Origin of the sequence: Cellulomonas denverensis, assembly GCF_012396125.1 — a bacterium.
Lineage (GTDB): Bacteria > Actinomycetota > Actinomycetes > Actinomycetales > Cellulomonadaceae > Cellulomonas > Cellulomonas denverensis.
In genome coordinates this window covers 106263-132721 of the sequence record NZ_JAAXOX010000002.1, presented here as the reverse complement: position 1 = coordinate 132721, position 26459 = coordinate 106263, and the positions used below count along the sequence as shown (strand labels likewise).

General features: G+C 74.5%; 26 protein-coding genes and 1 riboswitch. Of the genes, 1 reads left to right on the top strand and 25 read right to left on the bottom strand.

Features of this window, described 5'->3' with window-relative positions:
• Nucleotides 1–6 precede the first annotated feature (6 nt).
• Nucleotides 7–1149: a DUF3866 family protein gene (locus tag HGA03_RS04440; protein ID WP_168629033.1), complete on the top strand. Its 1143-nt coding sequence runs from the start codon at nt 7–9 to the stop codon at nt 1147–1149.
• Between the two features lie 28 nt (nt 1150–1177).
• Here the strand turns inward: HGA03_RS04440 and HGA03_RS04435 are convergent, their stop codons facing one another.
• From HGA03_RS04435 to pyrR, 25 genes are all read right to left on the bottom strand, one after another.
• Nucleotides 1178–1639: a PH domain-containing protein gene (locus HGA03_RS04435; RefSeq protein WP_168629032.1), complete on the bottom strand. Its 462-nt coding sequence runs from the start codon at nt 1637–1639 to the stop codon at nt 1178–1180.
• A 22-nt stretch (nt 1640–1661) separates the two neighbouring features.
• Nucleotides 1662–2510 carry an ATP phosphoribosyltransferase gene (gene hisG / locus HGA03_RS04430; protein ID WP_168629031.1) on the bottom strand — a complete coding sequence of 283 codons (849 nt, stop codon included), beginning with the start codon at nt 2508–2510 and terminating at the stop codon, nt 1662–1664.
• Between the two features lie 34 nt (nt 2511–2544).
• Nucleotides 2545–2808 carry a phosphoribosyl-ATP diphosphatase gene (locus tag HGA03_RS04425; protein WP_168629030.1) on the bottom strand — a complete coding sequence of 88 codons (264 nt, stop codon included), beginning with the start codon at nt 2806–2808 and terminating at the stop codon, nt 2545–2547.
• A 35-nt stretch (nt 2809–2843) separates the two neighbouring features.
• Nucleotides 2844–3533 (bottom strand): nicotinamide riboside transporter PnuC, encoded by a 690-nt coding sequence (pnuC, locus tag HGA03_RS04420; protein WP_168629029.1) that lies wholly within the window; start codon nt 3531–3533, stop codon nt 2844–2846.
• On the bottom strand, nt 3530–3997 hold the full coding sequence (gene ribH / locus HGA03_RS04415; protein ID WP_168629028.1) for a 6,7-dimethyl-8-ribityllumazine synthase: 468 nt from the start codon (nt 3995–3997) through the stop codon (nt 3530–3532). Before ribH ends, pnuC begins: the two co-directional genes overlap by 4 nt.
• Complete coding sequence (gene ribB, locus HGA03_RS04410; RefSeq protein WP_168629027.1) at nt 3994–5244, bottom strand: 3,4-dihydroxy-2-butanone-4-phosphate synthase; 1251 nt, start codon at nt 5242–5244, stop codon at nt 3994–3996. Before ribB ends, ribH begins: the two co-directional genes overlap by 4 nt.
• Nucleotides 5241–5834 (bottom strand): riboflavin synthase, encoded by a 594-nt coding sequence (locus tag HGA03_RS04405; RefSeq protein WP_168629026.1) that lies wholly within the window; start codon nt 5832–5834, stop codon nt 5241–5243. Before HGA03_RS04405 ends, ribB begins: the two co-directional genes overlap by 4 nt.
• Nucleotides 5834–6865 carry a bifunctional diaminohydroxyphosphoribosylaminopyrimidine deaminase/5-amino-6-(5-phosphoribosylamino)uracil reductase RibD gene (gene ribD, locus HGA03_RS04400; protein WP_239073448.1) on the bottom strand — a complete coding sequence of 344 codons (1032 nt, stop codon included), beginning with the start codon at nt 6863–6865 and terminating at the stop codon, nt 5834–5836. Before ribD ends, HGA03_RS04405 begins: the two co-directional genes overlap by 1 nt.
• Nucleotides 6866–6960: 95 nt before the next feature.
• Nucleotides 6961–7100: riboswitch (FMN riboswitch) on the bottom strand.
• 59 nt (nt 7101–7159) lie between these two features.
• Nucleotides 7160–7828 carry a ribulose-phosphate 3-epimerase gene (gene rpe, locus HGA03_RS04395; RefSeq protein ID WP_168629025.1) on the bottom strand — a complete coding sequence of 223 codons (669 nt, stop codon included), beginning with the start codon at nt 7826–7828 and terminating at the stop codon, nt 7160–7162.
• 33 nt (nt 7829–7861) lie between these two features.
• Entirely contained in the window at nt 7862–9529 is a 1668-nt protein-coding gene (locus tag HGA03_RS04390) for an RsmB/NOP family class I SAM-dependent RNA methyltransferase (RefSeq protein ID WP_168629024.1), read from the bottom strand.
• Nucleotides 9526–10518: a methionyl-tRNA formyltransferase gene (gene fmt, locus HGA03_RS04385; RefSeq protein WP_168629023.1), complete on the bottom strand. Its 993-nt coding sequence runs from the start codon at nt 10516–10518 to the stop codon at nt 9526–9528. Before fmt ends, HGA03_RS04390 begins: the two co-directional genes overlap by 4 nt.
• A 321-nt stretch (nt 10519–10839) precedes the next feature.
• Nucleotides 10840–11439 carry an HAD family hydrolase gene (locus HGA03_RS04380; protein ID WP_168629022.1) on the bottom strand — a complete coding sequence of 200 codons (600 nt, stop codon included), beginning with the start codon at nt 11437–11439 and terminating at the stop codon, nt 10840–10842.
• Nucleotides 11436–13580 (bottom strand): primosomal protein N', encoded by a 2145-nt coding sequence (locus HGA03_RS04375; RefSeq protein WP_239073449.1) that lies wholly within the window; start codon nt 13578–13580, stop codon nt 11436–11438. The genes HGA03_RS04380 and HGA03_RS04375 overlap by 4 nt, the downstream gene beginning before the upstream one ends.
• A gap of 66 nt (nt 13581–13646) precedes the next feature.
• Entirely contained in the window at nt 13647–14855 is a 1209-nt protein-coding gene (metK, locus tag HGA03_RS04370; protein WP_203767081.1) for a methionine adenosyltransferase, read from the bottom strand.
• 80 nt (nt 14856–14935) lie between these two features.
• Entirely contained in the window at nt 14936–16141 is a 1206-nt protein-coding gene (gene coaBC, locus HGA03_RS04365) for a bifunctional phosphopantothenoylcysteine decarboxylase/phosphopantothenate--cysteine ligase CoaBC (RefSeq protein WP_168629021.1), read from the bottom strand.
• Nucleotides 16142–16152: 11 nt separating this feature from the next.
• Complete coding sequence (rpoZ, locus tag HGA03_RS04360) at nt 16153–16416, bottom strand: DNA-directed RNA polymerase subunit omega (RefSeq protein WP_168629020.1); 264 nt, start codon at nt 16414–16416, stop codon at nt 16153–16155.
• Nucleotides 16417–16455: 39 nt separating this feature from the next.
• Entirely contained in the window at nt 16456–17034 is a 579-nt protein-coding gene (gmk, locus tag HGA03_RS04355) for a guanylate kinase (protein WP_168629019.1), read from the bottom strand.
• Nucleotides 17035–17086: 52 nt separating this feature from the next.
• On the bottom strand, nt 17087–17398 hold the full coding sequence (gene mihF, locus HGA03_RS04350; protein WP_168629018.1) for an integration host factor, actinobacterial type: 312 nt from the start codon (nt 17396–17398) through the stop codon (nt 17087–17089).
• A 285-nt stretch (nt 17399–17683) separates the two neighbouring features.
• Complete coding sequence (pyrF, locus tag HGA03_RS04345; RefSeq protein ID WP_275407567.1) at nt 17684–18544, bottom strand: orotidine-5'-phosphate decarboxylase; 861 nt, start codon at nt 18542–18544, stop codon at nt 17684–17686.
• The gene (gene carB / locus HGA03_RS04340; RefSeq protein WP_168629017.1) at nt 18541–21849 is read right to left on the bottom strand and encodes a carbamoyl-phosphate synthase large subunit; all 3309 of its coding nucleotides are present in this window, start codon (nt 21847–21849) and stop codon (nt 18541–18543) included. The genes pyrF and carB overlap by 4 nt, the downstream gene beginning before the upstream one ends.
• Nucleotides 21849–23015 (bottom strand): glutamine-hydrolyzing carbamoyl-phosphate synthase small subunit, encoded by a 1167-nt coding sequence (gene carA, locus HGA03_RS04335; protein ID WP_168629016.1) that lies wholly within the window; start codon nt 23013–23015, stop codon nt 21849–21851. Before carA ends, carB begins: the two co-directional genes overlap by 1 nt.
• Nucleotides 23012–23518, bottom strand: a complete 507-nt coding sequence (locus tag HGA03_RS04330) for a PH-like domain-containing protein (protein WP_168629015.1) — start codon at nt 23516–23518, stop codon at nt 23012–23014. The genes carA and HGA03_RS04330 overlap by 4 nt, the downstream gene beginning before the upstream one ends.
• The gene (locus tag HGA03_RS04325; protein ID WP_168629014.1) at nt 23518–24849 is read right to left on the bottom strand and encodes a dihydroorotase; all 1332 of its coding nucleotides are present in this window, start codon (nt 24847–24849) and stop codon (nt 23518–23520) included. Before HGA03_RS04325 ends, HGA03_RS04330 begins: the two co-directional genes overlap by 1 nt.
• A complete protein-coding gene (locus HGA03_RS04320) occupies nt 24846–25874 on the bottom strand; it encodes an aspartate carbamoyltransferase catalytic subunit (RefSeq protein WP_203767083.1) in 1029 nt (342 codons plus the stop codon). The genes HGA03_RS04325 and HGA03_RS04320 overlap by 4 nt, the downstream gene beginning before the upstream one ends.
• The gene (gene pyrR, locus HGA03_RS04315) at nt 25874–26452 is read right to left on the bottom strand and encodes a bifunctional pyr operon transcriptional regulator/uracil phosphoribosyltransferase PyrR (protein ID WP_168629013.1); all 579 of its coding nucleotides are present in this window, start codon (nt 26450–26452) and stop codon (nt 25874–25876) included. Before pyrR ends, HGA03_RS04320 begins: the two co-directional genes overlap by 1 nt.
• Nucleotides 26453–26459: the final 7 nt, after the last annotated feature.

Sequence of the window (26459 nt, the reverse complement as noted above, 5' to 3'; positions counted from 1 at the left end):
GGTCCGGTGATGACATGGCGTGCGGGTGTGGTGGAGTCGGTCGGCAAGCAGTGGCCCGGAGCCCTGGAACTGACCGTCTCCGTGACCCTCGACACCGACCCCGTGACCGTCCGGGCGCTGGCCTATCCCGAGCTGGTCGGCCGGTTCTCCCCCGGCGACACCGTGCTGCTCAACGTCTCCGCGCTCGCCCGCGGACTGGGCACCGGCGGCTATGCGCTGGTGATCGGCCCGGGTTCCGCCGACCGGCTGCCCGCCGACCCGCCGGAGGGTCCGGGCCACCTGGTCAAGGCCCGGTACACCCCGCTGCAGGCGATGGTGCTCGGCGTCGACGACCAGGAGTCCCCGCACCACGACCTGCTGCGGGACGCCGACGACCTGCACGGCACCCCGGTGGTGGTCGCCGACCTGCACTCCGCCGTGCCCGCGATCATCGCCGGACTCCGGCACGGTGCCGCGCTGGCCGGCCGCCCCGCCCCCACCGTGGCCTACGTGATGACCGACGGCGGCGCCCTTCCCGCCTGGTTCTCCCGGACGGTCGCCGGGCTGCGCGAGGCCGGCTGGATCGCCTCCTGCCTGACCGCCGGGCAGGCCTTCGGCGGCGACCTGGAGGCGGTCACCGTGCACACCGCGCTGCTGGCCGCCCGTGCGGTGGTCGGCGCCGACGTGATCGTGGTGGCCCAGGGGCCGGGCAACCTCGGCACCGGCACCCGGTGGGGCTTCTCCGGTGTCGCCGCCGGTGAGGCCCTCAACGCCACCGCCGTGCTGCACGGCCGCCCGATCGCCTCGCTCCGGGTCTCCGGCACCGACCCCCGCGAGCGGCACCTGGGCGTGTCGCACCACTCGCTGACCGCCTACGGCCGGGTCGCGCTGGCCCCCGCGGAGGTCGTGGTCCCGGTGTTCGACCCCGACCCGCTCAGCGACCTGCTCCCGCCGCTGGACGGCCTCGGCCGCCGGATCGGCCAGCAGGTCCAGGCCCTCCAGCCCCGGCACCGCCTGATCGACGTCCCCGTCGGCGCCGACCTGTACACCGCGCTCGGCACGTCACCGGTCCGGCTGTCCACCATGGGCCGCGGACTGGACCAGGACCCGGCCGCGTTCCTCGCCGCCGCGGCCGCGGGCGTGCACGCGGCGAGCGTCCTGCCCGCCTGACCACCGCGCCGGAGGTCGCAGGGCCGGGTCAGTCGTCGCGGGCGGTGCGGGTGCGCTGGGCGACCAGGGTGGCCAGCCGGCGCGCCTCCTGCTCGGCGAACTGCCCGTCCGCGCGCTGGATGCCCATCACCGCGAGCGTGTCGCCGTCGGACAGGTCGAGCTGGACCCAGGGCCGGCCCTGGCCGAACCGGATCGAGACGATCGCCGCCCACTCGACGGTGCGGGTGGTGGCCAGATTGCGGACCCGCAGGCCGCTGGACTGTGGCACCGCGCGGACGGTGGCCTGCCGCCAGCAGAACCAGACGATCCCGATGCCGAGCAGCGCGAAGCCGGTCCGGTCCAAGGTGCCGTAGCCGGACAGTCCGGTGCCGGGCAGCAGGACCAGCAGCAGCACGGTGCCGACCGCGACCAGCGCGGCCAGCACCCCGGACACCCAGCGGGCGGCCCGGGGCCGGAACGGGGCGGACAGCCCCGGGTGATCGGTCGTCATCCGTCGCCCCCGGATCGACCGTTCAGAGCCGGCAGGCGTGGATCGAGGTGACCAGGATCGCCCGGGCGCCGAGGTCGTAGAGCGTGTCCATCACCCGGTTGGTCTCCGAGCGCCGGACCATCGCGCGGACCGCGGCCCACTCGCCGTTGTGCAGCGGGGAGACCGTCGGCGACTCCAGACCGGGGGTGACCGCCACCGCCTGGTCGACCAGGGACACCGGCACGTCGTAGTCCATCAGCACGTACTCGCGGGCGGTCAGCACGCCCTGCAGCCGGCGGGTGAGCACGTCCAGGCCGGTCGGCTCCTCGCCCTCGGCCCGGCGGATCAGCACCGCCTCGGACTTCAGGATCGGCTCGCCGAAGACCTCCAGCCCGGCGGCACGCAGCGTGGTGCCGGTCTCGACCACGTCGGCGATCACGTCCGCGACGCCGAGCCGGATCGCGGTCTCCACCGCACCGTCCAGCCGCACCACCTCGGCCGGCTCGACGCCCTGGGTGCGCAGGTAGTCGGCGACCAGCACCGGGTAGGAGGTGGCGACCCGGCGGCCGGCGACCTGCTGGACATCGGTCATGGTGCCGGCCTGGGTGGCGAACCGGAAGGTCGACCGGGCGAAGCCGAGCTGCAGGTGCTCGGTGGCCGGGGACTCGGAGTCCAGCAGCAGGTCGCGGCCGGTGACGCCGACGTCCACGGTGCCGGTGCCGACGTAGACGGCGATGTCACGGGGCCGCAGGAAGAAGAACTCGACGCCGTTGTCCGGGTCGGGCAGCACCAGTTCGCGGGAGTCGCGGCGCTGGCGGTAACCCGCCTCGCTCAGCATGGCGGCGGCGGGCTCGGAGAGCGAGCCCTTGTTGGGGACGGCGATCCTCAGCACGGGGTGGGTCCTGTCTCGGGGAGTGAAGGGGCGATCAGAGGTGGGGGTACACGTCGTCGAGGGTGAGGCCCTTGGCCACCATGAGCACCTCCAGGTGGTAGAGCAGCTGGGAGATCTCCTCCGCGGTGCGCTCGTTGCCCTCGTACTCGGCCGCCATCCAGACCTCGGCGGCCTCCTCGACGATCTTCTTGCCGATCGCATGGACCCCGGCGTCCAGCTCCCGCACGGTCCCCGAGCCCTCCGGCCGGGTGATCGCCTTGTCGGACAGCTCTGCGAACAGCGATTCGAACGTCTTCACGGGGGCCAGGGTAGACGACCCCCTCGGCCGGGCGTTCACCCGTCCACCCCGGCCGCCGCGGTCACCTGCTGGGGTGTGCCCTCGCCGCGGGCGCGCCACCAGACCACGAAGCCGGTGCTCACCACCCCCGCGTAGACCAGGTACAGCACCGCCGACGGGTAGTAGCCCGCCGACAGCAACAGTGGCACCCCGACCGCGTCCACCGCGATCCAGATCAGCCAGAACTCGATCCAGCCGCGGGCCATCCCGTAGGTCGCCAGGAAGCTCCCGACGAAGATCCAGGCATCCGCCCACGGCCCCCAGGAGCCCAGCGCCCGGAACACCAGCGCGAAGACCACGGTGCCGACCACGCCGATCGTGGCGAGCTGGATCCAGCCGCGCACCCCGGCCCAGCGCGGCACCACCGCCGGTGCCCCCTCGCCGCCGGTGCGCCGGGTCTGCCGCCAGCGCACCCAGCCGTAGACCGCCACCGCGACGAAGAACACCTGCCGCCCGGCCTGGCCGTACAGGTCCCGGTCCTGCGGGGTGTGGAACACCCCGCCGAGGAACACCGTGAACAGCAGCACGTTGCCGACGATGCCGACCGGCCAGGCCCAGACCCGGCGCCGCATCCCGCCCAGCGCGGAGGCCAGGCCGAACAGGTTGCCGATCACCTCGCGCCAGAGCACCGCCTGCCCGGCGATCACCAGCTGGGCGTCGAACAGCCAGCCCAGCGGCCCGGTCACAGGGCGCGCAGTGCGACCACGGTCGCCACCGCCGCCTCGGCCGCCTCGGCGCCCTTGTCCTCGGTGGAGCCCGGCAGCCCGGCACGGTCCAGCGCCTGCTGCTCGTCGTCGCAGGTGAGCAGGCCGAAGCCCACCGGCACCCCGGTGCTCACCGCGACGTCGGTCAGCCCGGAGGTCGCGGCCTGGCACACGTAGTCGAAGTGCGGGGTCCCGCCGCGGATCACCACACCGAGCGCCACCACCGCATCCGCCCCGGACCGGGCGGCCTTCGCGGCGGCGACCGGCAGCTCGAAGCTGCCCGGCACCCGGATCTCGGTCACCCGCTCCACCCCGGCGTCGGCCAGCGCGCGGCGGGCACCGGCGAGCAGCCCGTCCATCACCTGGGTGTGCCAGGAGGCGGCGACCACCACCACCCGCAGTCCACGGCCGTTCACGGTCAGCGACGGCGCTCCGGCACCACTCATCGGTTGTCCTCCTCGTTCAGTCCGGGCAGCAGGTGGCCCATCGCCCGCGCCTTGGTGCGCAGGTAGGCCTCGTTCTGGGGGGTCCGGCCGACCTGGATGCCGCGCATCTCGGCCACCCGGATCCCGTGGGCGGTCAGCCCGGCGACCTTCGCCGGGTTGTTGGTCAGCAGGGTGATGTCCTGGGCGCCCAGGTCCGCCAGGATCGCGGCGGCGGCACCGTACTCGCGCCGGTCGGCGGGCCAGCCGAGGTCGAGGTTCGCCTCGACGGTGTCCCGGCCCTCGTCCTGCAGGGCGTAGGCGGCGATCTTGCCCAGCAGCCCGATCCCCCGGCCCTCGTGCCCGCGCAGGTAGACCACGGCCCCGCCCTCGGCCGCGGCGATCGCCAGCGACTCGTCCAGCTGGGGCCCGCAGTCGCAGCGGGTGGAGGCGAAGGCATCGCCGGTCAGGCACTCCGAGTGCACCCGGACGATCGGGCCGTCGACCAGGCCGGTGGCGGCGACCAGGGCGGCGTGCTCGGCACCGGTGCGCAGGTCGCGGTAGCCGATCACCCGGAACTCGCCGTGCCGGGTGGGCAGGGTGGCCTCGGCGGTGCGGTGCACCCGGGGGCCGGTGACCGGTTCGGCCGCCTCCGGCAGATCGTCGTGGGCGGTGCGCCAGGCGATCAGGTCGGAGATGGTCAGCACCACCAGACCCTCGCGCTCGGCCAGCTCCTCGGTCTGCGACAGCCGCATCATCGTGCCGTCGTCGTTGACCAGCTCGGCGATCGCGGCCACCGGGGCCAGACCGGCCAGCCGGCACAGGTCGACCGCCGCCTCGGTGTGACCGGCCCGGTGCAGCACCCCGCCGGGCACCGCCCGCAACGGCAGCACGTGCCCGGGCCGGATCAGGTCCTCGGCGCCCGTGCCGGGGTCGGCGAGCACCCGCAGGGTCCGGGTCCGGTCGGCGGCGGAGATGCCGGTGGTCACGCCGGTCGCCGCGTCCACGGTGACGGTGTACGCGGTGCGGCGCGGGTCCTGGCTGGCGGGCACCATCAGCGGCAGCGCCAGCGCGTCGGCCCGGTCGCCGGTCATCGGCGCGCACAGGTACCCGGAGGAGTGCCGGATGGTCCAGGCCACCCACTCCGGCGCGGCCAGCTCCGCGGCCAGCACCACGTCGGCCTCGTTCTCCCGGTCCGGGTTGTCGGCGACCAACACCGGGCGCCCGGCCCGCAGCGCGTCCAGTGCCTGCTCGACGGTGCCGAGGCTCATCGCCGGTCCCCCGTCTCCAGCAGGCGGGCCACGTACTTGGCCAGCACGTCGACCTCCAGGTTCACCGGCGCGCCGACCGCCAGCTCGCCCAGGGTGGTCTCGGCCAGGGTGGTCGGGATCAGCCCGACCTCGAACCAGTCGTCGCCGACCGCGGTCACGGTGAGCGACACCCCGGAGACGGTGATCGCGCCCTTCTCGGCGACGAACCGGGCCAGATCCCGGTCCAGCCCGATCCGCACGGTGTCCCAGCGCTCACCCGGGTCGCGGGCCAGCACGGTGCCCACCCCGTCGACGTGCCCCTGCACCACATGACCGCCGAGCCGGGTGTCGGCCCGCAGCGACCGTTCCAGGTTCACCCGGTCCCCCGGTCGCAGCCCGCCGAGCGCGGTCCGGCGCAGCGTCTCGGGCATCACGTCGACGGCGAAGCTGCCGTCGCCGGGCAGCTCGGTCACGGTCAGACAGACCCCGCTCACCGCGATCGAGTCGCCGTGCCCCGCGTCCGAGGCGGCGAGCGGGCCGCTGATCCGCAGCCGTGCGCCGTCGTCCGAGGCCAGCACGACGCCGACCTCCTCCACGATCCCGGTGAACATCAGACCTCCTCCTCGCCGTCGCCCGCCCGGGCGATCAGCAGCACGTCCGGCCCGAGCCGGAGCACATCCTCGGTGTGCAACCGCACACCGTCCGCCAGCGTTCCGATCCCCAGGTCGCCGACCGCGGACCGCCCGGCGCCCAGCAGCACCGGAGCCAGGTAGGCCAGCACCCGGTCGACCAGCCCGGCCCGCAGGAACGCGGCCGAGATCGTCGGACCGCCCTCGACCAGCACGTGCCGGACCTCCCGGCCGGCCAGCACCGCCAGCGCGGCGGCAGGATCGTGGCCCGGGATCCGCACCAGCTCGCCGCCCGGGCCGTGCAGCCGTCCCGGCGGCAGCTCCCGGTCACCGAGCACCACCCGCAGCGGCTGATGGCCGGCGAGCTCGCCGCTCGCGGTACGGGCGGTCAGGGCCGGGTCGTCGGCCAGCGCGGTGCCGGTCCCGATCAGCAGCGCGTCCACCTCGGCCCGCATCGCGTGCGCATGCGCCCGGGACTCCGCGGAGGTGATCCACCGGCTGGTGCCGTCCGCGGCGGCGACCCGGCCGTCCAGTGTGCCGGCCAGCTTCAGGGTGACGAACGGGCGGCCCCGGCCCACGGCGATCAGCCAGGGCGCCAGCATCCGGCGGACCGCGTCGGCGCCGGGCCCGACCCGGACCTCGATCCCGGCCGCGCGCAGCAGGTCGATCCCGCCACCGGCCACCGGATTGGGGTCCGGCACGGCGACCACGACCCGCGCCACGCCGGCCTCGATCAGTGTCCGGGCGCACGGCCCGGTCCGGCCGGTGTGCGCGCACGGTTCCAGGGTGACCACGGCGGTCGCTCCCCGGGTGTCCTCACCGCGCTCGGCGGCGTCGGCCAGCGCGGCGGCCTCGGCGTGCGGGGTGCCCGCGCCACGGTGCCAGCCCTCGCCGATCACCCGGTCCCCGGACAGCAGCACGCAGCCGACCCGCGGATTGGGCCCGGCGACCGGTCCGCGCCGCGCCAGCTCCAGGGCGCGCGCCATCGCGTCGTCGTCGGTGTGGATGCCCATCTGCGCCTTCCCCGGTCGTCGGCGCTCCGGGGTGCACGGGCGGGCGCACGTGGGTGTGCGCAGCCCCGGCACGCACCCCGAGGGGTGCGCACCGGCACGACTCCTCCCATCCGGACTTTGACCGTCGGTCCCGGAATTCCACCGGATCAACCGCGCCGTCCCGAGTTGCCTCGGACCGCCGCGGGTCGCGGACTATCACCGCCGGCTCGGAATTTCACCGACCCCGGAGCACGTGCTGTTCGATCTGGGCACCATGGTGCCACACGGTCTGTTCCGGACGGTACATCCGGCCGCTCAGCGCGCGGACAGCGCCTCGTCGGCCATCGACCGCAGGGTGTCAATCTCGGCCGCGATGTCGTCGGCGCCGTACACCGCCGAGCCGGCGACCAGCATGTTCGCCCCCGCCGCCGCCACCGTGGCCACCGTGGACCGGGAGACCCCACCGTCCACCTGGATCCAGGTGTCCAGGCCCCGCTCCTCGATCGCCGACCGCAGGCGCCGGACCTTGGGCAGCGTCCCGTCGATGAACTTCTGGCCGCCGAAGCCGGGCTCGACAGTCATCACCAGCACCATGTCGAACTCGTCCAGCAGGTCCAGCAGCGGCTCCACCGGGGTGGCCGGCCGCAGCGCGATCGACGCCCGCACCCCGGCGGCCCGCAGTTCCCGGGCCAGCTTCACCGGCGCCTGGGCGGCCTCGGCGTGGAAGGTGACCGACGCGGCACCGGCCTGGGCGTACTCGATCGCCCACCGGTCAGCGTCCTCGATCATCAGGTGCACGTCGATCGGCACCGGCGACACCTCGGCGATCCGCTTGACCACCGGCAGCCCGATGGTCAGGTTCGGCACGAAGTGGTTGTCCATCACGTCCACGTGCGCGTAGTCCGCACGGGCGATCCGGTGCAGGTCCCGCTCGAGGTTGGTGAAGTCGGCGGACAGGATGCTGGGGCTGATCAGAGCGCGCACCCGTTCAGGGTAGCGAGCCGCCCCCGGACCCGCTCAGGTCAGCCGGCGCAGCAGGGTCAGGTGCATCGCGTCCGTGCCGTGCACGTGCGGCCAGAGCTGGGCGTCCGGTCGCGGCGGCAGGTCCAGGTCCGGGGCGATCCAGTGCAGCACGGCCGGGGCGTCCAGGGTCTCGGTCTCGATTCCCGCCTTGCGGGCCGCCCGCACCGCGTCCAGCACCGCCAGCGTGGTCTCGGCCAGCACCGGCGAGCAGGTGACATACCCGACCACGCCGCCGACCCGGACCGCCCGCAACGCGCTGGCCAGCAGCTCACGCTGCAACGCGGTCAGCGCCGCCAGATCCGCCGGGGTCCGCCGCCAGCGCGACTCCGGGCGGCGGCGCAGCGCACCCAGCCCGGTGCACGGCGCGTCCAGCAGCACCCGGTCGTAGGCCCCGGGCTCGTTCGCGCCGATGTCGCGTCCGTCGCCGGTGCGCACCTCCTCGACCGCACCGTCCGGCACCGCGGCCAGCGCCTGGCGGACCAACCGCGCCCGGTGCGGCTGCACCTCGTTGGCGACCAGCCGGGCGTCCCGGGTGGCCGCGATCGACGCCAGCAGCGCCGCCTTGCCGCCCGGACCGGCGCACAGGTCCAACCAGCGGCCGTCCGGGCCGTCCAGCTCGGCCTCCGCCAGGGCCAGGGCGACCAGCTGACTGCCCTCGTCCTGCACCCCCGCCCGGCCGGAGCGGATCAGCCGCAGCCCCGCCGGATCGCCGCCGGCCAGGGTGACCGCGGTCGGCGCCCACCGGCCCGGCTCCGCCCCCGATCCGGCCTGGGCCAGCAGCTCCTCCCGCTCCGCCAGGCCCGGCCGGGCGACCAGCGACACTCGCGGCGCCGCGTTGTCGGCGGCCAGCAGGGCGGGCAGTTCGTCGGCCGAGCGGCCGTGCCCGAGCAGCGCCTCACGCAGCGCCCGGGTCACCCAGGCCGGGTGCGACTCGGTCACCGACAGCCGGTCCACCTGCTCCGGCCCGGCGGCGTCGGCGATCAGCTCCAGCCACTCGTCCAGCCCGCGCTCGGTGATCCGGCGCATCACCGCGTTGGCGAACTGGGCCGCCCCCGCACCGGACCGCTCCCGCACCAGGCCCACCGTCTCCGAGGCGGCCGCGTGCGGTGGCACCCGCATCCCGAGCACCTGGTGCGCGCCCAACCGCAGCGCGTCCAGCACCGGCGGGTCGATGGCGGTCACGGCGCGGCCCGCGGCCTGCTCGATCACCGCGTCGTAGCGTCCACGCAGCCGCAGGGTGCCGTAGGCCAGTTCGGTGGCGAAACCTGCGTCCCGGCCGGTGATCCCGCGCTCGCGCAGCAGCGGCGGCAGGATCAGGTTGGCGTAGGCGTCCGAGTCCTCCACCGTCCGCAGCACGTCGAAGGCGGCGGCCCGGGCCGGGTCGGTGCTCCGGCGGCGCTGCGAGGGCGCGGCGGCGGTGTACTGGCGAGGCCCACGACGGCCACCCGACGCGCCCCGCTCCTGCCGGCCCGCGCCCGGACGCCCGGTGCCGTCGCCCCGCGTGCCCGAACCGTTCCCGCCGCCCCGCGTGCCCGAACCGTTCCCGCCGCCCGTGCCGCGCCCACCTGAGCGCCCGGCACGACCACCGTCGCCCTGCGCGCCCGACCCGTGCCCAGGGCCACGCCCACCCGAGCGTCCGTCCCGGCCGCTCGCACCGCTCACGCCTGGGCCTCCACGCCCGCCGCCTCACCGGAACCGGCGGCACCGTCGGCGTTCTCCGCCGCCCCGAGCAGCACCGACTCCGGCAGCCGGGCACCGCGCGCCCAGTCCGCCGCGTTCATCGCCTTCTTGCCCGCCGGCCGCACCTCCCCGAGCCGGACCGCGTGGCTGGCGGTGCCGACCAGCACCTCCTTGCGCCCGGCCTGCAGCTCGCCCGGGGCCAGATCGGTGACCTCCGGCACCGGGGTGACCGGTCCGAGCCCGAGCCGGGTGCCGTCCGGCAGGCTGGTCCACGCCCCGGGGGCCGGGGTGCAGCCGCGGATCCGCCGGTCCACCGCCTGCGCCGGATGGGTCCAGCGCACCCGGGCGTCCTCGACCGACAGGCTCGGCGCCAGGCTGATCCCGTCACCCGGCTGCGGCACCGGGGTGAGGATGCCCTCCTCCAGCGCGTCCAGGGTGCGCACCAGCAGCTCGGCGCCGGCCACCGACAACCGCCCGAGCAGATCGCCCGCGGTATCCCGGGGCCGGATCGTCTCGGTCAGGGTGCCGAACACCGGCCCGGTGTCCAGGCCCTTCTCCAGCAGGAAGGTGCTGGCTCCGGTGACCTCGTCCCCGGCCATCACGGCGTGCTGCACCGGCGCCGCCCCACGCCAGGCCGGCAGCACCGAGAAATGCAGGTTGATCCAGCCGTGGGTCGGCAGGTCCAGCAACTCGGCCGGCACCAGTGCGCCATAGGCCACCACCGGCACCGCATCCGGTGCGAGCTCGCGCAGCCGGGCCTGGAAGTCCAGGTCCCGCGGGCTGACCGGGGTGAGCACCTCGATCCCCTCCGCGGCGGCGCGCTCGGCCACCGGGCTCGGTCGCAGCGACCGGCCCCGTCCGGCACGGGCAGCCGGGCGGGTCAGCACGGCGACCACCTCGTGCCGCGAGGCGAGCAGGGCTTCCAGGGACGGGAGCGCCACCGCGGGCGTTCCGGCGAAGATCAGGCGCACCGGTCGATCCTAGGGCGGACCGAGCCCCGGCGTGACCGGAGCGCAGCGCCACCCGGGCTTCCCGGCCCACGCGCACGCCGAGAGTGCACGAATGCACGCCTCCAGAGCTGGGAGAGCTGCATTCGTGCACTCTCGGCGTGGATGACGCGCGCGCAGCATGGCGAGGCCGCACATCTCCCCGGCCGGCGCCGCACGGCGCCCAGCCACGCCCGACCGTCGACCGCCCCCGCAACCCGGCCGGCCCCACACTGCGGCCCGGTCCACCCGGCTCGCCGCCCCCGCAGCCCGCCCAGCCCCACACTGCGGCCCGGTCGACCCGGCTCACCGCCGCGGCAGCACGCCCCGTTGCACCAGCGCCGCCCGCAGGTCCCTCGCCCCGGTGAACAGCAGCCCGTCGAACCCCTGCGCGCTCGCAGCCGCCACGTTCGCCGGGCTGTCGTCCACGAACACCGTCCCGGCCGGGTCCACGCCGAACCGCTCCGCCGCCAGCCGGAAGATCCGCGGATCCGGCTTCACCAGTCCCTCCCTGCCGGACACCAGCACGTCGGCGAGCAGCCCGATCGCCGGCGCGGCGGGCACCGCGTGGTGGTACGTCTCCGCCGACCAGTTGGTCAGCCCGAAGACCGGCACCCCGGCGTCGACCAACTCGGTCACGATCTGCGCCGATCCCGGCACCGGCCCGGTCAGCGCGGCGTCAAAGTGCGCCAGGTAGTGATCGAGCATCGCCCGGTGCGCCGGGTCGGCGATCGTGTCGCGGGCCACCGACCACGGCCGTCCGGCATCCTGCGCCAGGTTCAGCGCCGGGAAGTCGACCGCCTCGAAGAACGCCGACACCTGCGCCTCGGGGTAGTGCCCGGCGAACGCGGCCCGGGCGTCCCAGCCGACCAGCACGTTGCCGAGGTCGAAGACCACCGCCGTCACAGCATCTCCCGTGGATCGAGCCGGACCCGGACACCGCCGGGTTCACGCCGCGCACTGCGCACCGCCAAGGACGCCCCCAGGGCCCGGGCCAGCTCCCGGCCGGCCGTGACCGGTACCCGGACCAGCGCGCGGACCACCACCTCGTCCTCCGAACCGGCCAGGGTGAGCTGCACCGGACCGGCGGCGGGTTCCGGCTCCTGCACCGGCACCGGTCCGAGCACGTCACCACCGGCGGGCAGCGGCACCCGGTCGAGCACCTGGCGCACCGCCCCCCGCTCGCCGACCAGCTCCGCCACCCGGACCGCCGGCGGCAGCCCGACCTCGGCCCGCTCGGCCAGTTCCCGCTCGGCCAGACCGGCCGGGTCCCAGCGCACCAGCGCCTGGGTGGGCCGCTCCGCACCGTCGCCGACCAGCAGCACCTGCCCGCCGTCGCCCCCGCTGCGGACCAGCGCCGCCGCGGCCAGCCACCGGCGCAGCGCCTCCTCGGTGGCGCGCAGCGAGGTCGACCCGGTGCTCACCCCGGCGTCCAACAGCACGGCGGCCGCGTACCCGCCGACCGCGACCGGCTCGGCCCCGATGGTGCACACCACCAGCGCGGGGCGGTCCGGCACCTCGGCGAGCACGCCGGTGGCCGAGCGCGCGCCGGAGGTCCGCACGGTCACCCCCGGGAACGCCCGGCCCAACTCCTCCGCGGTCCGGTCCGACCCCACCGACACCGAGCGGAACGCCCCGTGCCCGCAGGCGTCGCACCGCCAGTCGGTCGCCAGCCGGCCGCACCACCCGCACTGCGCGGTCGCCTGCGCCGAGCCGAGTTGCAGCGGGCCGTGGCAGGCGGTGCACCGGGCGATCGCCCGGCAGCGGGCGCAGGCCACCGCGGGCAGGTACCCGGCGCGCGGGACCTGCACCAGCACCGGACCGTCGGCCAGGCGCTCGCGGATCGTGCGCCAGGCCGGCCCGGGCAGCCGGGCCGCAGCGGCGGGGCCCTCACGGGCGAGTTCCACACTGGTCAGCGCCCGGACCCGCGGAGTGCGGCGCCGGACCTCGGCCCGGTCGGCCGCGACCTCGCGGACCCAGCCGGAGGCGACCAGCGCCTGGGTCTCCACCGAGCGGGCGTGGGCGGCCAGCAGCAAGCCGGTGTCCTCCAGCTCGGCGCGCAGGGCCAGCACCTCACGCACGTGCGGGTAGGGCGCTCGCGGTTCGGCGTGCAGATCGTCGCCGTCGTCCCAGCAGACCGCCAGCCCGAGGTCCCGCACCGGGGCGAAGGCCGCCGCCCGGGTGCCGACCACCACCCGGGCCAGTCCGCGCAGCACCGCAAGGAACGCGCGGTACCGGCGGGACGGGCCCTCGTCGGCCATCAGCCGGACATGGCTGCTGTCCGGCTGACCGGGCTCCCAGGCCGGGATGCCCGCCTCGACCAGCGCGGCGCACACCCGGTCGACGTCCCGGGCGTCCGGCACCACCACCAGCGCGCCCCGTCCGCCGACCAGCGTCGCCGCCACGGCCTCGGCGACGGCGTCCGGCCAGCGCTCACCGGCAGGTCCGGGCAGGGCGACCCAGGCCGCGCGCGGCGACCCCCCGGCGGACAGATGGCTGAGGAAGGCCGGGCCACCGCGGTAGGGCGTCCAGGCCCGCGCGGACAGCTGGGGCGGGGCGCCGGCGGGCTCCGTCCCCGCCGCCGGGACCTCCCCCTCGGTGCGGGCGTGCCGGGGCGGGATCGCCAGCCGGAGCACGTCGGGCAGGGTGCCCGCGTAGTGGTCGGCGACCGCCCGGGACAGTGCGGCCACCGCCGGGGTGAGCACCGGCTCGGCGGACACCACCCGGCGCAGCGGCACCAGGGCGCCGTCGTGCTCGGGCTCGGCGACCCGCTCGATGAGGTAGCCGTCGACGTCCTGGCCACCGAACCGGACCTTCACCCGGGCGCCGGGCACCGCCTTGGCGTCCAGCGTGGCCGGCACCAGGTACTCGAAGCTGCGGTCCAGGTGCGCGGGTGAGAGCTCCACCGCCACCCGCGCCACCGGCAGCTCGGCGGCGGGCTCGACCTCGACGTCCCGGGCCCGCGGACGGCGGCGGGTGCGCGGCACGGACAGCCCGGCGAGGGTCGGCTGCTCCACCCGGGGTTGTTCCCGGGGCTGCTCACTCACCGACCCGTGCTCCGTTCTGGCCGTCGCCCTCCGCTGTGCTGCCGTGTCCCCCGCGTTGCCGCCCGGTCAGCCGATCGCCGCGCGCAGCGCGTCCACCCGGTCGGTGCGCTCCCAGGTGAAGCCCTCGATGTCCCGGCCGAAGTGACCGTAGGCGGCGGTGCGGCGGTAGACCGGGCGCAGCAGGTCCAGGTCGCGGATGATCGCGGCTGGGCGCAGGTCGAAGACCTTCCGGATCGCGGCGGTGAGCTGCTCGTCCGGGACGGTGCCGGTGCCGAAGGTCTCCACGTAGAGGCCGACCGGGTGCGCCTTGCCGATCGCGTAGGCGACCTGCACCTCGCACCGCTTGGCCAGCCCGGCGGCGACCACGTTCTTGGCGACCCAGCGCATCGCGTAGGCCGCGGAGCGGTCCACCTTCGACGGGTCCTTGCCGGAGAAGGCGCCGCCACCGTGCCGGGCCATCCCGCCGTAGGTGTCCACGATGATCTTGCGCCCGGTCAGTCCGGCATCACCCTGCGGGCCGCCCACCACGAAGGTGCCGGTCGGGTTGATCAGCAGCCGGAAGTCGGAGGTGTCCAGGTCGAGCCCGGCCGCGTCCAGCACGTACTTCACCACGTGCTCGGCGATCGCCGGGGCGAGCTGGTCCTCCAGCCGCACGTCGGGGTCGTGCTGGGTGGACAGCACGATGGTGTCGATCTTGACCGCACGGTCGCCGTCGTAGGCCACCGTGACCTGGGTCTTCCCGTCCGGGCGCAGGCCGGGGACGATCCCCTCCTTGCGCACCTGGGTCAGGCGCTCGGCCAGCCGGTGGGACAGCCAGATCGGCAGCGGGAGCAGGCTCGGGGTGTCGTCGCTGGCGTAGCCGAACATCAGGCCCTGGTCGCCGGCGCCCTGCAGGTCCAGCGGGTCGACGTCCCCGGCGTCCTGGCGGGCCTCCAGCGCCTTGTCCACGCCCTGCGCGATGTCCGGCGACTGCTGGCCGATCGAGACCGAGACCCCGCAGGAGTCTCCGTCGAAGCCGATGTCGGAGGAGGTGTAGCCGATGCCGCGCACCACGTCCCGGATGATCTGCGGGATCTCCACGTAGGCGCTGGTGGTGACCTCTCCGGCGACGTGCACCAGGCCGGTGGTGACCATGGTCTCCACCGCGACCCGGGCGCCGGGATCCTGTTCCAGCATCGCGTCCAGGATGGCGTCGGAGATCTGGTCGCAGATCTTGTCCGGGTGTCCCTCGGTCACGGACTCGGAGGTGAACAGGCGCATCGCGGCTTCGGTCATGGGCGACAGGCTAACCGGCAGCACCGACCCGCGTCTGCTGTCCTCCCCAGGTCAGTGCCACATCCCGCCCTGTGGACGGATCAGACCCGATCGAGCCGGGCCACCACCGCGTCCCAGATCGCGTGCGCGACCACGTCCTTGCTGCCCGACGCGGCGCCCACCTCGGCCCCGGAACCGTCCAGCAGGGTGACCGTGTTCTCCGCGGTGCCGAAGCCCACCCCGTCGCCCACCGCGTTCACCGCGAGCAGGTCGGCACCCTTGCGCCGGGCCTTCTGACGGCCGTGATGCAGCACATCGCCCTCGGCGTCCCCGGTCTCGGCAGCGAAGCCGACCACCACCTGCCCGGCACGCGGCCGGTCCGCGGCCAGCTCGGCCAGGATGTCCGGGTTCTGCACCAGCTCCAGCGGCGGGACAGTGCCGTCCGGCTGCTTCTTGATCTTGTGCGTGGCGCCGGTGGCGGGCCGGAAGTCGGCGACCGCGGCGGCCATCACCACCACGTCGGCGCCGGCCGCCTCGGCGCGCACCGCGTCCCGCAGCTCGGCGGCGGAGCCCACCGGGACCGTGCGCACCCCGGCCGGGGCGGGCACGGCCAGGTTGGCGCCGACCAGCACCACGTCGGCGCCGCGGGCCCAGGCGGCCCGGGCCAGCGCCACGCCCTGCTTGCCGGAGGACCGGTTGCCCAGGAAGCGCACCGGGTCCAGCGGCTCACGGGTGCCCCCGGCGGAGATCACCACCCGTCGACCGGCCAGATCCCGCCGGTGACCCGCCGCGGCGGCCAGCGCGGCCGCGACGATCGCCTCCGGCTCGGGCAGTCGCCCGGGTCCGGTGTCGGCACCGGTCAACCGGCCCGAGTCCGGCTCGATCACGTGCACCCCGCGCTCGCGCAGGGTGGCGACGTTGGCCCGGGTGGCCGGGTGCTGCCACATCTCGGTGTGCATCGCCGGGGCCATCACCACCGGGCAGGTGGCAGTCAGCAGGGTTGCCGTGAGCAGGTCGTCGGCGCGGCCGTGGGTGGCGCGGGCCAGCAGGTCCGCGGTGGCGGGGGCGACGATCACCAACTCGGCCTCGCGACCGAGCCGGACATGCGGAACGTCCGCGACGTCCTCGAACACCTCGGTGCTCACCGGGTGCCCGGACAGGGCCTCCCAGGTGGCACGGCCCACGAACTCGAGGGCGGCACGGGTCGGGACGACGCGGACGTCATGACCGGACTCGGTGAGCAGGCGGAGGATCAGGGCAGCCTTGTAGGCCGCGATCCCCCCGGCCACACCGAGGACGATGCGCATTCCGGGAGCTTTCAGTCCTCGGGGTGCTGCGCGGTCAGCAGGCCGGCGTCGATCTCGCGCATGGCGATGGACAGCGGCTTCTCCTGCGGGCGGGTCTCCACCAGCGGGCCGACGTACTCGAGCAGACCCTCGTTCAGCTGGGCGTAGTAGGCATTGATCTGCCGCGCCCGCTTGGCCGAGTAGATGACCAGCGCGTACTTGGAGTCGGAACGCTCCAGCAGGCGGTCGATCGGCGGGTCGGTGATGCCGATGGGCTCGGCGACGGTTCCGGACACGGTTCTCCCCAACAATCGAAGCAGGATTCGCCGAACAGTCTACTCGGTCGGCGCAAGCGGCAGCCCCATCAGGGACACCAGCTCGTCGGTGGCACGGTGCACGTCGTCATTGACGATCACATGATCGAACTCGGACTCGGCCGCCAACTCCACCCGGGCGGTGGCGAGCCGGCGCTCACGCTCCTCGGCGTCCTCGGTGCCGCGGCCGACCAGGCGGCGCACCAGTTCCTCGAAGGACGGCGGTGCCAGGAACACGAACTGGGCGTCCGGCATCGTCTCGCGGACCTTCCGGGCGCCCTGCAGGTCGATCTCCAGCAGCGCTGGCTCCCCGGCGGCCAGTCGTTCCTCGACCGGCCGCCGGGGGGTGCCGTAACGGTTGCGGCCGTGGACGAGCGCCGTCTCCAGCATCTCGCCACTGGCCTCCATGGCGTCGAACTCCTCGGGCGACACGAAGTGGTAGTGCACCCCGTCCACCTCCCCCGGCCGCGGGCTGCGCGTCGTCGCGGAGACCGACAGCCACACCTGCGGGTAACGGGCCCGCAGGTCGGCGGAGACGGTGCCCTTACCCACCGCCGTCGGTCCGGCCAGGACGGTCAGCCGGGCGGGGGGTCGGGTCATCGGGTGCTCCTGGTTCGTGCGGCGCTGATGGGGGATCCGGCGCCGCGACGACTCACCCGAAGCGGTCGACCAGGGCCTTCACCTGGTGCGGGCCGAGGCCGCGCACCCGCCGGGTCTCCGAGATCCCGATCTCGGAGATGATCTGGCGTGCCTTGACCTTACCGACTCCGGGGAGCGATTCGAGCAGGGCGAGCACCTTGAGCTTGCCGATGACCTCGTCCTTCTGGCCCTGGGCGATCACGTCGGAGAGCTTGCCCTGGGAGTACTTCAGCTTGTTCTTCACTTCGGCGCGGGCCTGGCGGGCCGCCGCTGCCTTCTCGAGGGCTGCGGCGCGCTGCTCGGGAGTGAGAGTCGGAAGTGCCACGTCAGTCACCTTCTCATCGCTGGTCTGCGGGACAACGCATGAGACCGGTCGTTCACCCCCGACCGGGCGGCGCCGGACGGCCTCATCGGTCGATAGTGGCACGCAAATCGCGGTGTGGCACGTCACGGCGCTCCGGCGATTCCGGCGCGCCTGCGCAGGTGAGGCCGGTGCGCCACCGTCGGGACGACACGGCTGCGGGGCGCGAACGGCTCCGGACGGCCCCCGCGACGGCACCGGAATGGTGCGGGGGCGGCCCGTCCGGACCGCCCCCGCACCACCGGGTCCTCAGTCCCGCAGTGCCCGGGACGCCTCGGCGGCGGCCAGCTCGGCCGCCCGGCGCAGGTCGGCGACGGCGGGTCCGGCCTTCAGCACCCCGCGCGAGGACGAGGCCAGCACCGACGCCCGTGCCGGCCCGAAGACCGCCGCGAGCTCCGCCGGCCCGGCGCCCTGCGCGCCGACCCCCGGGGCCAGCAGCGGCCCACGCACCGCGGCCAGGTCGACCCCGAGCCGTGCGGCCGCATCGCCGGTGGTCGCCCCGACCACCAGGCCCACCGAGCCCAACCGGGCACCGGAGCCGGCGATCTCCTCGCCGTTCAGCGCCGCCGCCTCCCGGGCGATCCGGTCGGCCACCGCGACTCCCCCGGCGTCCCGGGCATGCTGGACCGCCGCACCCTCCGGGTTCGAGGTCAGCGCCAGCACGAACAGGCCCCGCCCACTCGCGGCGGCCGCCCGCACCGCGGGAGTGAGCGAGCCGAAGCCGAGGAAGGGCGACACGGTCAGCGCGTCCCCGGCCAGCGGCGACCCGTCCCGCAGGAAGGCGTCCGCGTACGCGCCCATCGTCGATCCGATGTCCCCGCGCTTGGCGTCGACGATCACCAGGGTGCCGGTCTCCCGGCCGGCGGCGACCACCTCCTCCAACACCGCCAGCCCGGCCGACCCGTGGCGCTCGAAGAACGCGCTCTGCGGCTTCACCGCGGCAACCCGGCCCGCCACCGCCTCCATCACGGTCAGCGCGAACCGGCGCAGCCCCTGCGCGTCATCGGTCAGCCCCCAGTCCGCCAGCAGCGCGGCGTGCGGGTCGATGCCCACGCACAGCGGGCCGTGCGCGTCCATCGCCCCGGCCAGCCGGGCACCGAAGGCGGTCACCGGGCGGCCAGCCGGGCGGCGTCGTGCTCCTGCAGCGAGGCGACCGCAAACGGCCCGGACCGGGCGGCCTCGATCGCCTGCACCGCGGCCGACAGCTGCTGCACGGTGGTGACGATCGCCTTGTCGGCGGCGGTGGTGGCGGCGCGGATCTCATAGCCGTCGGCGCGGGCGCCCTGGCCGGAGGGGGTGTTCACCACCATGTCGACGTCGCCCGCGGCGATCAGGTCCACGATGGTCGGCTCCCCCGCCGGTCCACGGCCGGCCGAGTGCTTGCGCACCACGGTCGAGCGGATGCCGCTGCGCTTGAGCACCGCCGCGGTCCCCTCGGTCGCCAGGATCCGGAAGCCCAGCTCGGACAGCCGCTTCACCGGGAACACGATCGAGCGCTTGTCCCGGTCCGCGACCGAGATGAACACCGTGCCGGACTCCGGCAGCCCGCCGAAGGACGCCGCCTGCGACTTGGCGAAGGCGGTCGGGAAGTCGGAGTCGAAGCCCATCACCTCACCAGTGGAGCGCATCTCCGGGCCGAGCACCGTGTCCACCGCGGTGCCGTCGGCGGTGCGGAACCGCTTGAACGGCAGCACGGCCTCCTTCACCGCGATCGGCGCGTCCAGGTCGATCACCCGGGCGTCGGTGGCCGGCAGCACGCCGGAGGCCCGCAGGTCGGCGATCGAGGAGCCGGTCATCACCAACGCAGCGGCCTTGGCCAGCGGCACGCCGGTCGCCTTGGACACGAAGGGCACGGTGCGCGAGGCCCGCGGGTTCGCCTCCAGCACGTAGAGCACGTCCGAGGCCAGCGCGAACTGGATGTTGATCAGCCCGCGCACCCCCACGCCCTGTGCGATCGCCTCGGTGGACACCCGGATCCGCTCCAGCTCGGCGGCGGACAGCGTGATCGGCGGCAGCACGCAGGCCGAGTCGCCGGAGTGGATCCCGGCCTCCTCGATGTGCTCCATCACGCCGCCGAGGAACAGCTCGGTTCCGTCGTACAGCGCGTCCACGTCGATCTCGATTGCATCGTCCAGGAACCGGTCGATCAGCAGCGGCGGCAGGTGCGCCCGGCCGGACTGGCTGGCGTCGGCCAGCGCCCGCTCGACGTACTCGGTCAGCTGGTCGGCGGAGTAGACGATCTCCATCCCGCGGCCGCCCAGGACGTAGGACGGGCGCACCAGCACCGGGTAGCCGATCCGCTCGGCGGTGGCCTTGGCGGCGGCCAGGCTGGTCGCGGTGCCGTAGGCCGGGGCGGGCAGTCCGGCCTCGGCCAGCACCCCGCCGAACACCCCGCGGTCCTCGGCGGCGTCGATCGCCTCCGGGCTGGTGCCCAGGATCGGCAGCCCGGCGTCGGCCAGCCGCTGCGCCAGGGACAGCGGGGTCTGGCCGCCGAGCTGGACGATGATGCCGGCCACCGGGCCCGCGGCGAGCTCGGCCTCGTAGACCTCCAGCACGTCCTCGAAGGTCAGCGGCTCGAAGTACAGCCGGTCGGCGGTGTCGTAGTCGGTGGACACCGTCTCCGGGTTGCAGTTGACCATCACGGTCTCGAACTCGCCCTTGAGCGCCAGGGTGGCGTGCACGCAGGAGTAGTCGAACTCGATCCCCTGCCCGATCCGGTTCGGGCCGGAGCCCAGGATCAGCACCGCCGGGCGCTCGCGCGGGGCGACCTCGGTCTCCTCGTCGTAGGAGGAGTAGTGGTACGGCGTCCGGGCGGCGAACTCGGCGGCACAGGTGTCGACGGTCTTGAACACCGGCCGCAGGCCCAGCGCGTGCCGCACCTCGCGCACCACGTCCTCGCTGATCCCGCGCAGGGCGGCGATCTGGACGTCCGACAGTCCGTGCCGCTTGGCCCGGGCCAGCACCGAGCGGTTGAGCTCGCTCGCCGTGGCGGTGGCGGCGGCGACCTCGTTCATCAGCTGGATCTGGTCCAGGAACCACGGGTCGATGCCGGTCAGGTCGTAGACCTCGTCCACGCCAACCCCGGCGCGCAGCACCTGCTGCACGTCGACCAGCCGGTGCTCGGTCGGGTGCCCGATGGTGGCCTTCAGCGCGTCCAGCTCCGCACCGGCGAGCGGCTGCCCGTCCCAGTGGAAGGTGGTGCCCTTCTTGTCGATCGAGCGCAGTGCCTTGCCCAGCGCCTCGGTGAAGTTGCGGCCCAGCGCCATCGCCTCGCCCACCGACTTCATGGTGGTGGTCAGCGTCGGGTCGGCGGCCGGGAACTTCTCGAAGGCGAACCGCGGCACCTTGACCACCACGTAGTCCAGGGTCGGCTCGAAGGACGCCGGGGTGGAGCCGGTGATGTCGTTCGGGATCTCGTCCAGGGTGTAGCCGACCGCCAGCCGGGCGGCGATCTTGGCGATCGGGAAGCCGGTGGCCTTGGACGCCAGCGCCGAGGAGCGGGACACCCGGGGGTTCATCTCGATCACGATGATCCGGCCGGTGCGCGGGTCCACCGCGAACTGGATGTTGCAGCCGCCGGTGTCCACGCCGACCTCGCGGATCACCGCGATGCCGATGTCGCGCAGCTTCTGGTACTCGCGGTCGGTCAGGGTCAGGGCCGGGGCGACGGTGACGCTGTCGCCGGTGTGCACGCCGACCGGGTCGACGTTCTCGATCGAGCAGACCACCACGACGTTGTCGTGCTTGTCCCGCATCAGCTCGAGCTCGTACTCCTTCCAGCCGAGGATCGACTCCTCCAAGAGCACCTCGGTGGTCGGCGAGTAGTGCAGGCCCTGGCCCACGATCCGGCGCAGGTCGGCCTCGTCGTAGGCGATGCCGGAGCCCAGGCCGCCCATGGTGAAGGACGGCCGGACGACCACCGGGTAGCCCAGGTCCTGCACCGCGGCCAGGGCGTCGTCGATGGTGTGCACGATCGCCGAGCGGGCGGACTCGCCGCCGCAGACCTCGACCACCTGCTTGAACTGCTCGCGGTCCTCGCCCTTCTGGATCGCCGGGATGTTCGCGCCGATCAGCTCGACGCCGTACTCGGCCAGCACCCCGGCCTCGTCCAGCGCGATCGCCGCGTTCAGCGCGGTCTGCCCGCCCAGGGTGGGCAGGATCGCGTCCGGCCGCTCCTTGGCAATGATCGTGGTCAGCACCTCGGTGGTGATCGGCTCGACATAGGTCGCGTCGGCGAACTCCGGGTCGGTCATGATCGTCGCCGGGTTCGAGTTCACCAGGACGACCCGCAGGCCCTCCTCCTTCAGCACCCGGCAGGCCTGGGTGCCGGAGTAGTCGAACTCGCAGGCCTGGCCGATCACGATCGGGCCGGAGCCGATGACCAGGACGGACTGGATGTCGGTGCGGCGCGGCATCAGGCGTCCGTCCCTTCGTTCTGCGAGGCGTGGATCAGGTCGAGGAACCGGTCGAACAGGTAACCGGCGTCGTGCGGGCCGGCCGCGGCCTCCGGGTGGTACTGCACGCTGAACGCGGGCAGATCGAGCGCGTTGAGCCCCTCCACCACGTCGTCGTTCAGGTCGATGTGCGAGACCTCGACCCGGCCGTAGCGCCCACCGTCGTGCGGGGCGAGCGAGGGGCCGTCGGTCGGGGCGTCCACCGCGAAGCCGTGATTGTGCGCGGTGATCTCCACCTTGCCGGTGCGGCGGTCCAGCACCGGCTGGTTCACCCCGCGGTGGCCGTAGCCGAGCTTGTAGGTGCCGTAGCCCAGCGCCCGGCCGAGCAGCTGGTTGCCGTAGCAGATGCCGAAGAACGGCAGCCGCCGGTCCAGCACCTCGCGCAGCAGCTCGATCTCGTGGGTGGCGGCGCCCGGGTCGCCGGGGCCGTTGGAGAAGAACACCCCATCCGGGGCGACCGCCAGCACGTCGTCGATGGTCGACGTCGCGGGCAGCACGTGCACCTCGATCCCGCGCTCGGCCATCCGCGCCGGGGTCATCGACTTGATGCCGAGGTCCACGGCGGCCACCCGGGCGACCCGCTCGCCCACCGGCGGCACGACGTACGGCACATCGGTGGAGACCTCGGCCGCCAGGTCCGCGCCGGACATCTGCGGGGAGGACTGCACCCGGGCCACCAGGTCCTCGGTGGTGTGCGGGCGGCCGGAGCCGTCCAGCAGCGCGTCGCCGGAGACGATCGCCGCCCGCATCACGCCGCGCTCGCGCAGGTGCCGGGTCAGGGCGCGGGTGTCGATCCCGCTGATCCCGACCACGCCCTGGGCGGCCAGCTCCTCGTCCAGCGACCGCTCCGAGCGCCAGTTCGACGCCCGGCGGGCGGGGTCGCGGACCACATAGCCCGCCACCCAGATCCGGCCGGACTCGGGGTCCTCGTCGTTGACGCCGGTGTTCCCGATGTGCGGGGCCGTCATCACCACGATCTGCTTGTGGTAACTGGGGTCGGTGAGCGTCTCCTGGTACCCGGTCATCCCGGTGTTGAAGACGATCTCGCCCAGCGTCTCGCCGGTGGCCCCGTAGGCCTCCCCGGCGAACGTCCGCCCGTCCTCCAGGACCAGCAGTGCGTCCGTCATCGTGTCTCCTCGGTGTGCTCGATCAAGCTCGTCACGGCCTCGCGCAGGGTCAGCGCGTCAGCCGGGTGGCGCAGTCGCAGGCCGGTGTCCAGCCGGTGCGCCCCGTTCCGCCAGGTCAGGATGGTGAGCCCGTCACCGCCCACCACCTTCCCGGCCATCCCGCCGGAGGTGCCGCTGCCGAGCAGGTCCGCCCGGGGCAGGAACACATCCGGCGCCCCTCGTCGTCGCAGCTCCACGCCCGCGTCCCAGACCCGCACGGTCACCACCGACCGCACCCCCAGGCCGTGGGCGGCGATCCGGTCCAGCCAGTCGCCGGACCGGGTGGTGGACACGTAGATGCCGGCCAGCTCTTCGGTGCGCGGCTCGCCCGGATCGGCCGGAGCCGGCGCCGGGGCGGGCACGTCCGCGGTGGACCGCACCCGGCGGCGCCAGCCGACCACCATCAGCACCAGCAGCGCGGCGCCCAGCAGGCACAGCAGGGTCACCGACAGGGCGGGCGGCATCAGCGGCCCACCGCGTAGCGCGGCGCCCGCGGATCGTCCTGGGGCGTGCCGTCCAGCACGGTGGCCCGGCCGCGCAGGAAGGTGGCGACCACCCGGCCCGGCAGCTCCCGGCCCCGCAGCGGCGAGTTCGCCGAGGCGGTGGCCTGCTGCTCCGGCACCACGGTCCGCACCGCGGCCGGGTCGACCAGCACCAGGTTGGCCGGCTCACCGACCGCGATCGGCCGGCCCTGGTCCGGCACCCGGCCGATCCTCGACGGCGTGCGCGACAGCACCCGGGCAACATCCGCCCAGGTCATCCGGCCGGTGTCCACCATGGTCAGCTGCACCACCGACAGCGCGGTCTCCAGACCGGTCATGCCGAACGCGGCGGCCGCCCACTCGCAGTCCTTGTCCTCGCGGGTGTGCGGGGCGTGGTCGGTGCCGACGATGTCGATCGTGCCGTCGGCCAGGCCGGCCCGCACCGCCTCGACATCCGCCTCGGTGCGCAGCGGGGGGTTGACCTTGAACACCGGGTCGTAGCCGCGGGCCAGCTCGTCGGTCAGCAGCAGGTGGTGCGGGGTGGCCTCGGCGGTGACGTCGATCCCCCGGGACTTCGCCCAGCGCACGATCTCCACCGACCCGGCGGTGGACAGGTGGCACACGTGCAGCCGGGAACCGACGTGCTCGGCCAGCAGCACGTCGCGGGCGATGATCGCCTCCTCGGCGACCGCCGGCCAGCCGCGCAGGCCGATCTCCGCGGAGACCACGCCCTCGTGCATCTGGGCGCCCTCGGTCAGCCGCGGTTCCTGCGCGTGCTGGGCGATCACCCCGTCGAAGGCCTTCACGTACTCCAGCGCCCGGCGCATCAGCACCGGGTCGTGCACGCATTTGCCATCGTCGGAGAACACCCGGACGGTCGCGGCGGAATCCGCCATCGCGCCCAGCTCGGCCAGCTGCTCCCCTGCCAGCCCGACACTGACCGCGCCGACCGGGTGCACATCCACCCAGCCCGCCTCGCGCCCCAGCCGCCAGACCTGTTCCACCACGCCCGCGGTGTCCTGCACCGGGGTGGTGTTCGCCATCGCGTGCACCGCGGTGAACCCGCCCAGCGCCGCCGCCCGGGTGCCGGAGGCGATCGTCTCGGCGTCCTCCCGGCCCGGCTCGCGCAGATGGGTGTGCAGGTCGACCAGGCCGGGCAGCAGCACCAGGCCGGTCGCGTCGATGGTCACCGCGTCCTGGCCGGCCCGGGCGCGCGCGTCGGCGCCCATCGCGGCGATCACGCCGTCGGCCAGCAGCAGGTCGGTGCGGCCCTCGCCCAGCGGCGCGGCATCGGTGAGCAGGTAGGTCGTCATCGGGTGGCCTCCGGGCTGGTCAGGGCGGGGATCGCGCCGGTGGTGGGTGTGGTGCCGGGCAGGTCGCCATCCCCCGCGAGCAGCAGATACAGCGCCGCCATCCGTACCGCCACCCCGTTCGCCACCTGCTCCACGATCACCGACCGCGGCGAGTCCGCCGCGTCGGCGCTGATCTCCAGCCCGCGGTTCATCGGGCCGGGGTGCATCACGATCGCGTGCTCCGGCAGCATCGCCAGCCGGCGCGCGTCCAGCCCGTACAACCGGGTGTACTCCAGCGGCCCCGGGAAGAACCCGCCACCCGCCGTCGACATCCGCTCGCGCTGCACCCGGAGCATCATCACCGCATCCGGCTCCTCGGCCAGCACCTCGTCCAGGTGGTAGGACACCGCGCACGGCCAGGGCTCGATCCCGACCGGCAGCAGGGTGGGCGGCGCGACCAGCGTCACCCGGGCGCCCAGGGTGTGCAGCAGGTCGACATTCGACCGCGCGACCCGGGAGTGCAGCACATCCCCGACCACCGCGACGTGCAGGCCGGACAGGTCCGCACCCACGCCGTCCGGGTTGTCCGCGGTGCCGCGCAGGTGCCGCCGGATCGTGAACGAGTCCAGCAGCGCCTGGGTCGGGTGCTGGTGGGTGCCGTCACCGGCGTTCAGCACCGCGGCGTTCGTCCAGCCGGCGTGCGCCAGGGTGTGCGGGGCGCCGGAGGCCTGGTGCCGGATCACGATCGCGTCCGCCCCCATCGCCTCCAGGGTCAGCGCGGTGTCCTTCAGCGACTCGCCCTTGGACACGCTCGACCCCTTGGCCGCGAAGTTGATCACGTCCGCGCTCAGCCGCTTCGCCGCGGTCTCGAACGAGATCCGGGTCCGGGTGCTGTCCTCGAAGAACAGGTTCACCACCGTCCGCCCGCGCAGCGTCGGCAACTTCTTGATCTGCCGGCCCTGGGTCGCGGCCATCTGGCTCGCGGTGTCCAGGACCCTGATCGCGGCCGCGGTGTCCAGGTCCGCGGTGCTCAGCAGGTGCCGCATCAGTGGCCCCCCTCGATCACCACGGCGTCCGACCCGTCGGTCTCGGCCACCCGCACCCGCACCCGCTCGGAGGTCGAGGTCGGCAGGTTCTTGCCCACGTAGTCCGCGCGGATCGGCAGCTCCCGGTGCCCGCGGTCCACCAGCACCGCCAGCTGCACCGCCCGCGGCCGCCCCAGGTCGTTGATCGCGTCCAGCGCCGCCCGGATCGTCCGGCCGGAGAACAGCACGTCGTCCACCAGCACCACGACCTTGCCGTCCACCCCCGCCGCGGGCTCGACGGTCTGCCCGATCGCGCGGGTGGGGTGCTGCGCCAGGTCGTCCCGGTACATCGTCACGTCCAGCGCGCCGACGATCCGATCCGCCTCCACGCCGGGCTCCACCGCCGCCAGCCGCTCGGCCAGCCGGTTCGCCAGGGGAACACCCCGGGTCGGGATGCCGAGCACGACGACGTCGGCGCCACCCTTGTTGCGTTCCAGGATCTCGTGCGCGATGCGCGTCAGTGCGCGCGCCACATCCTGCTCGCCCAGCACGACGGTGGATCCACCACCGCCGCCGGGCACACTCGTGCCGGAGCTCATCCGGGCC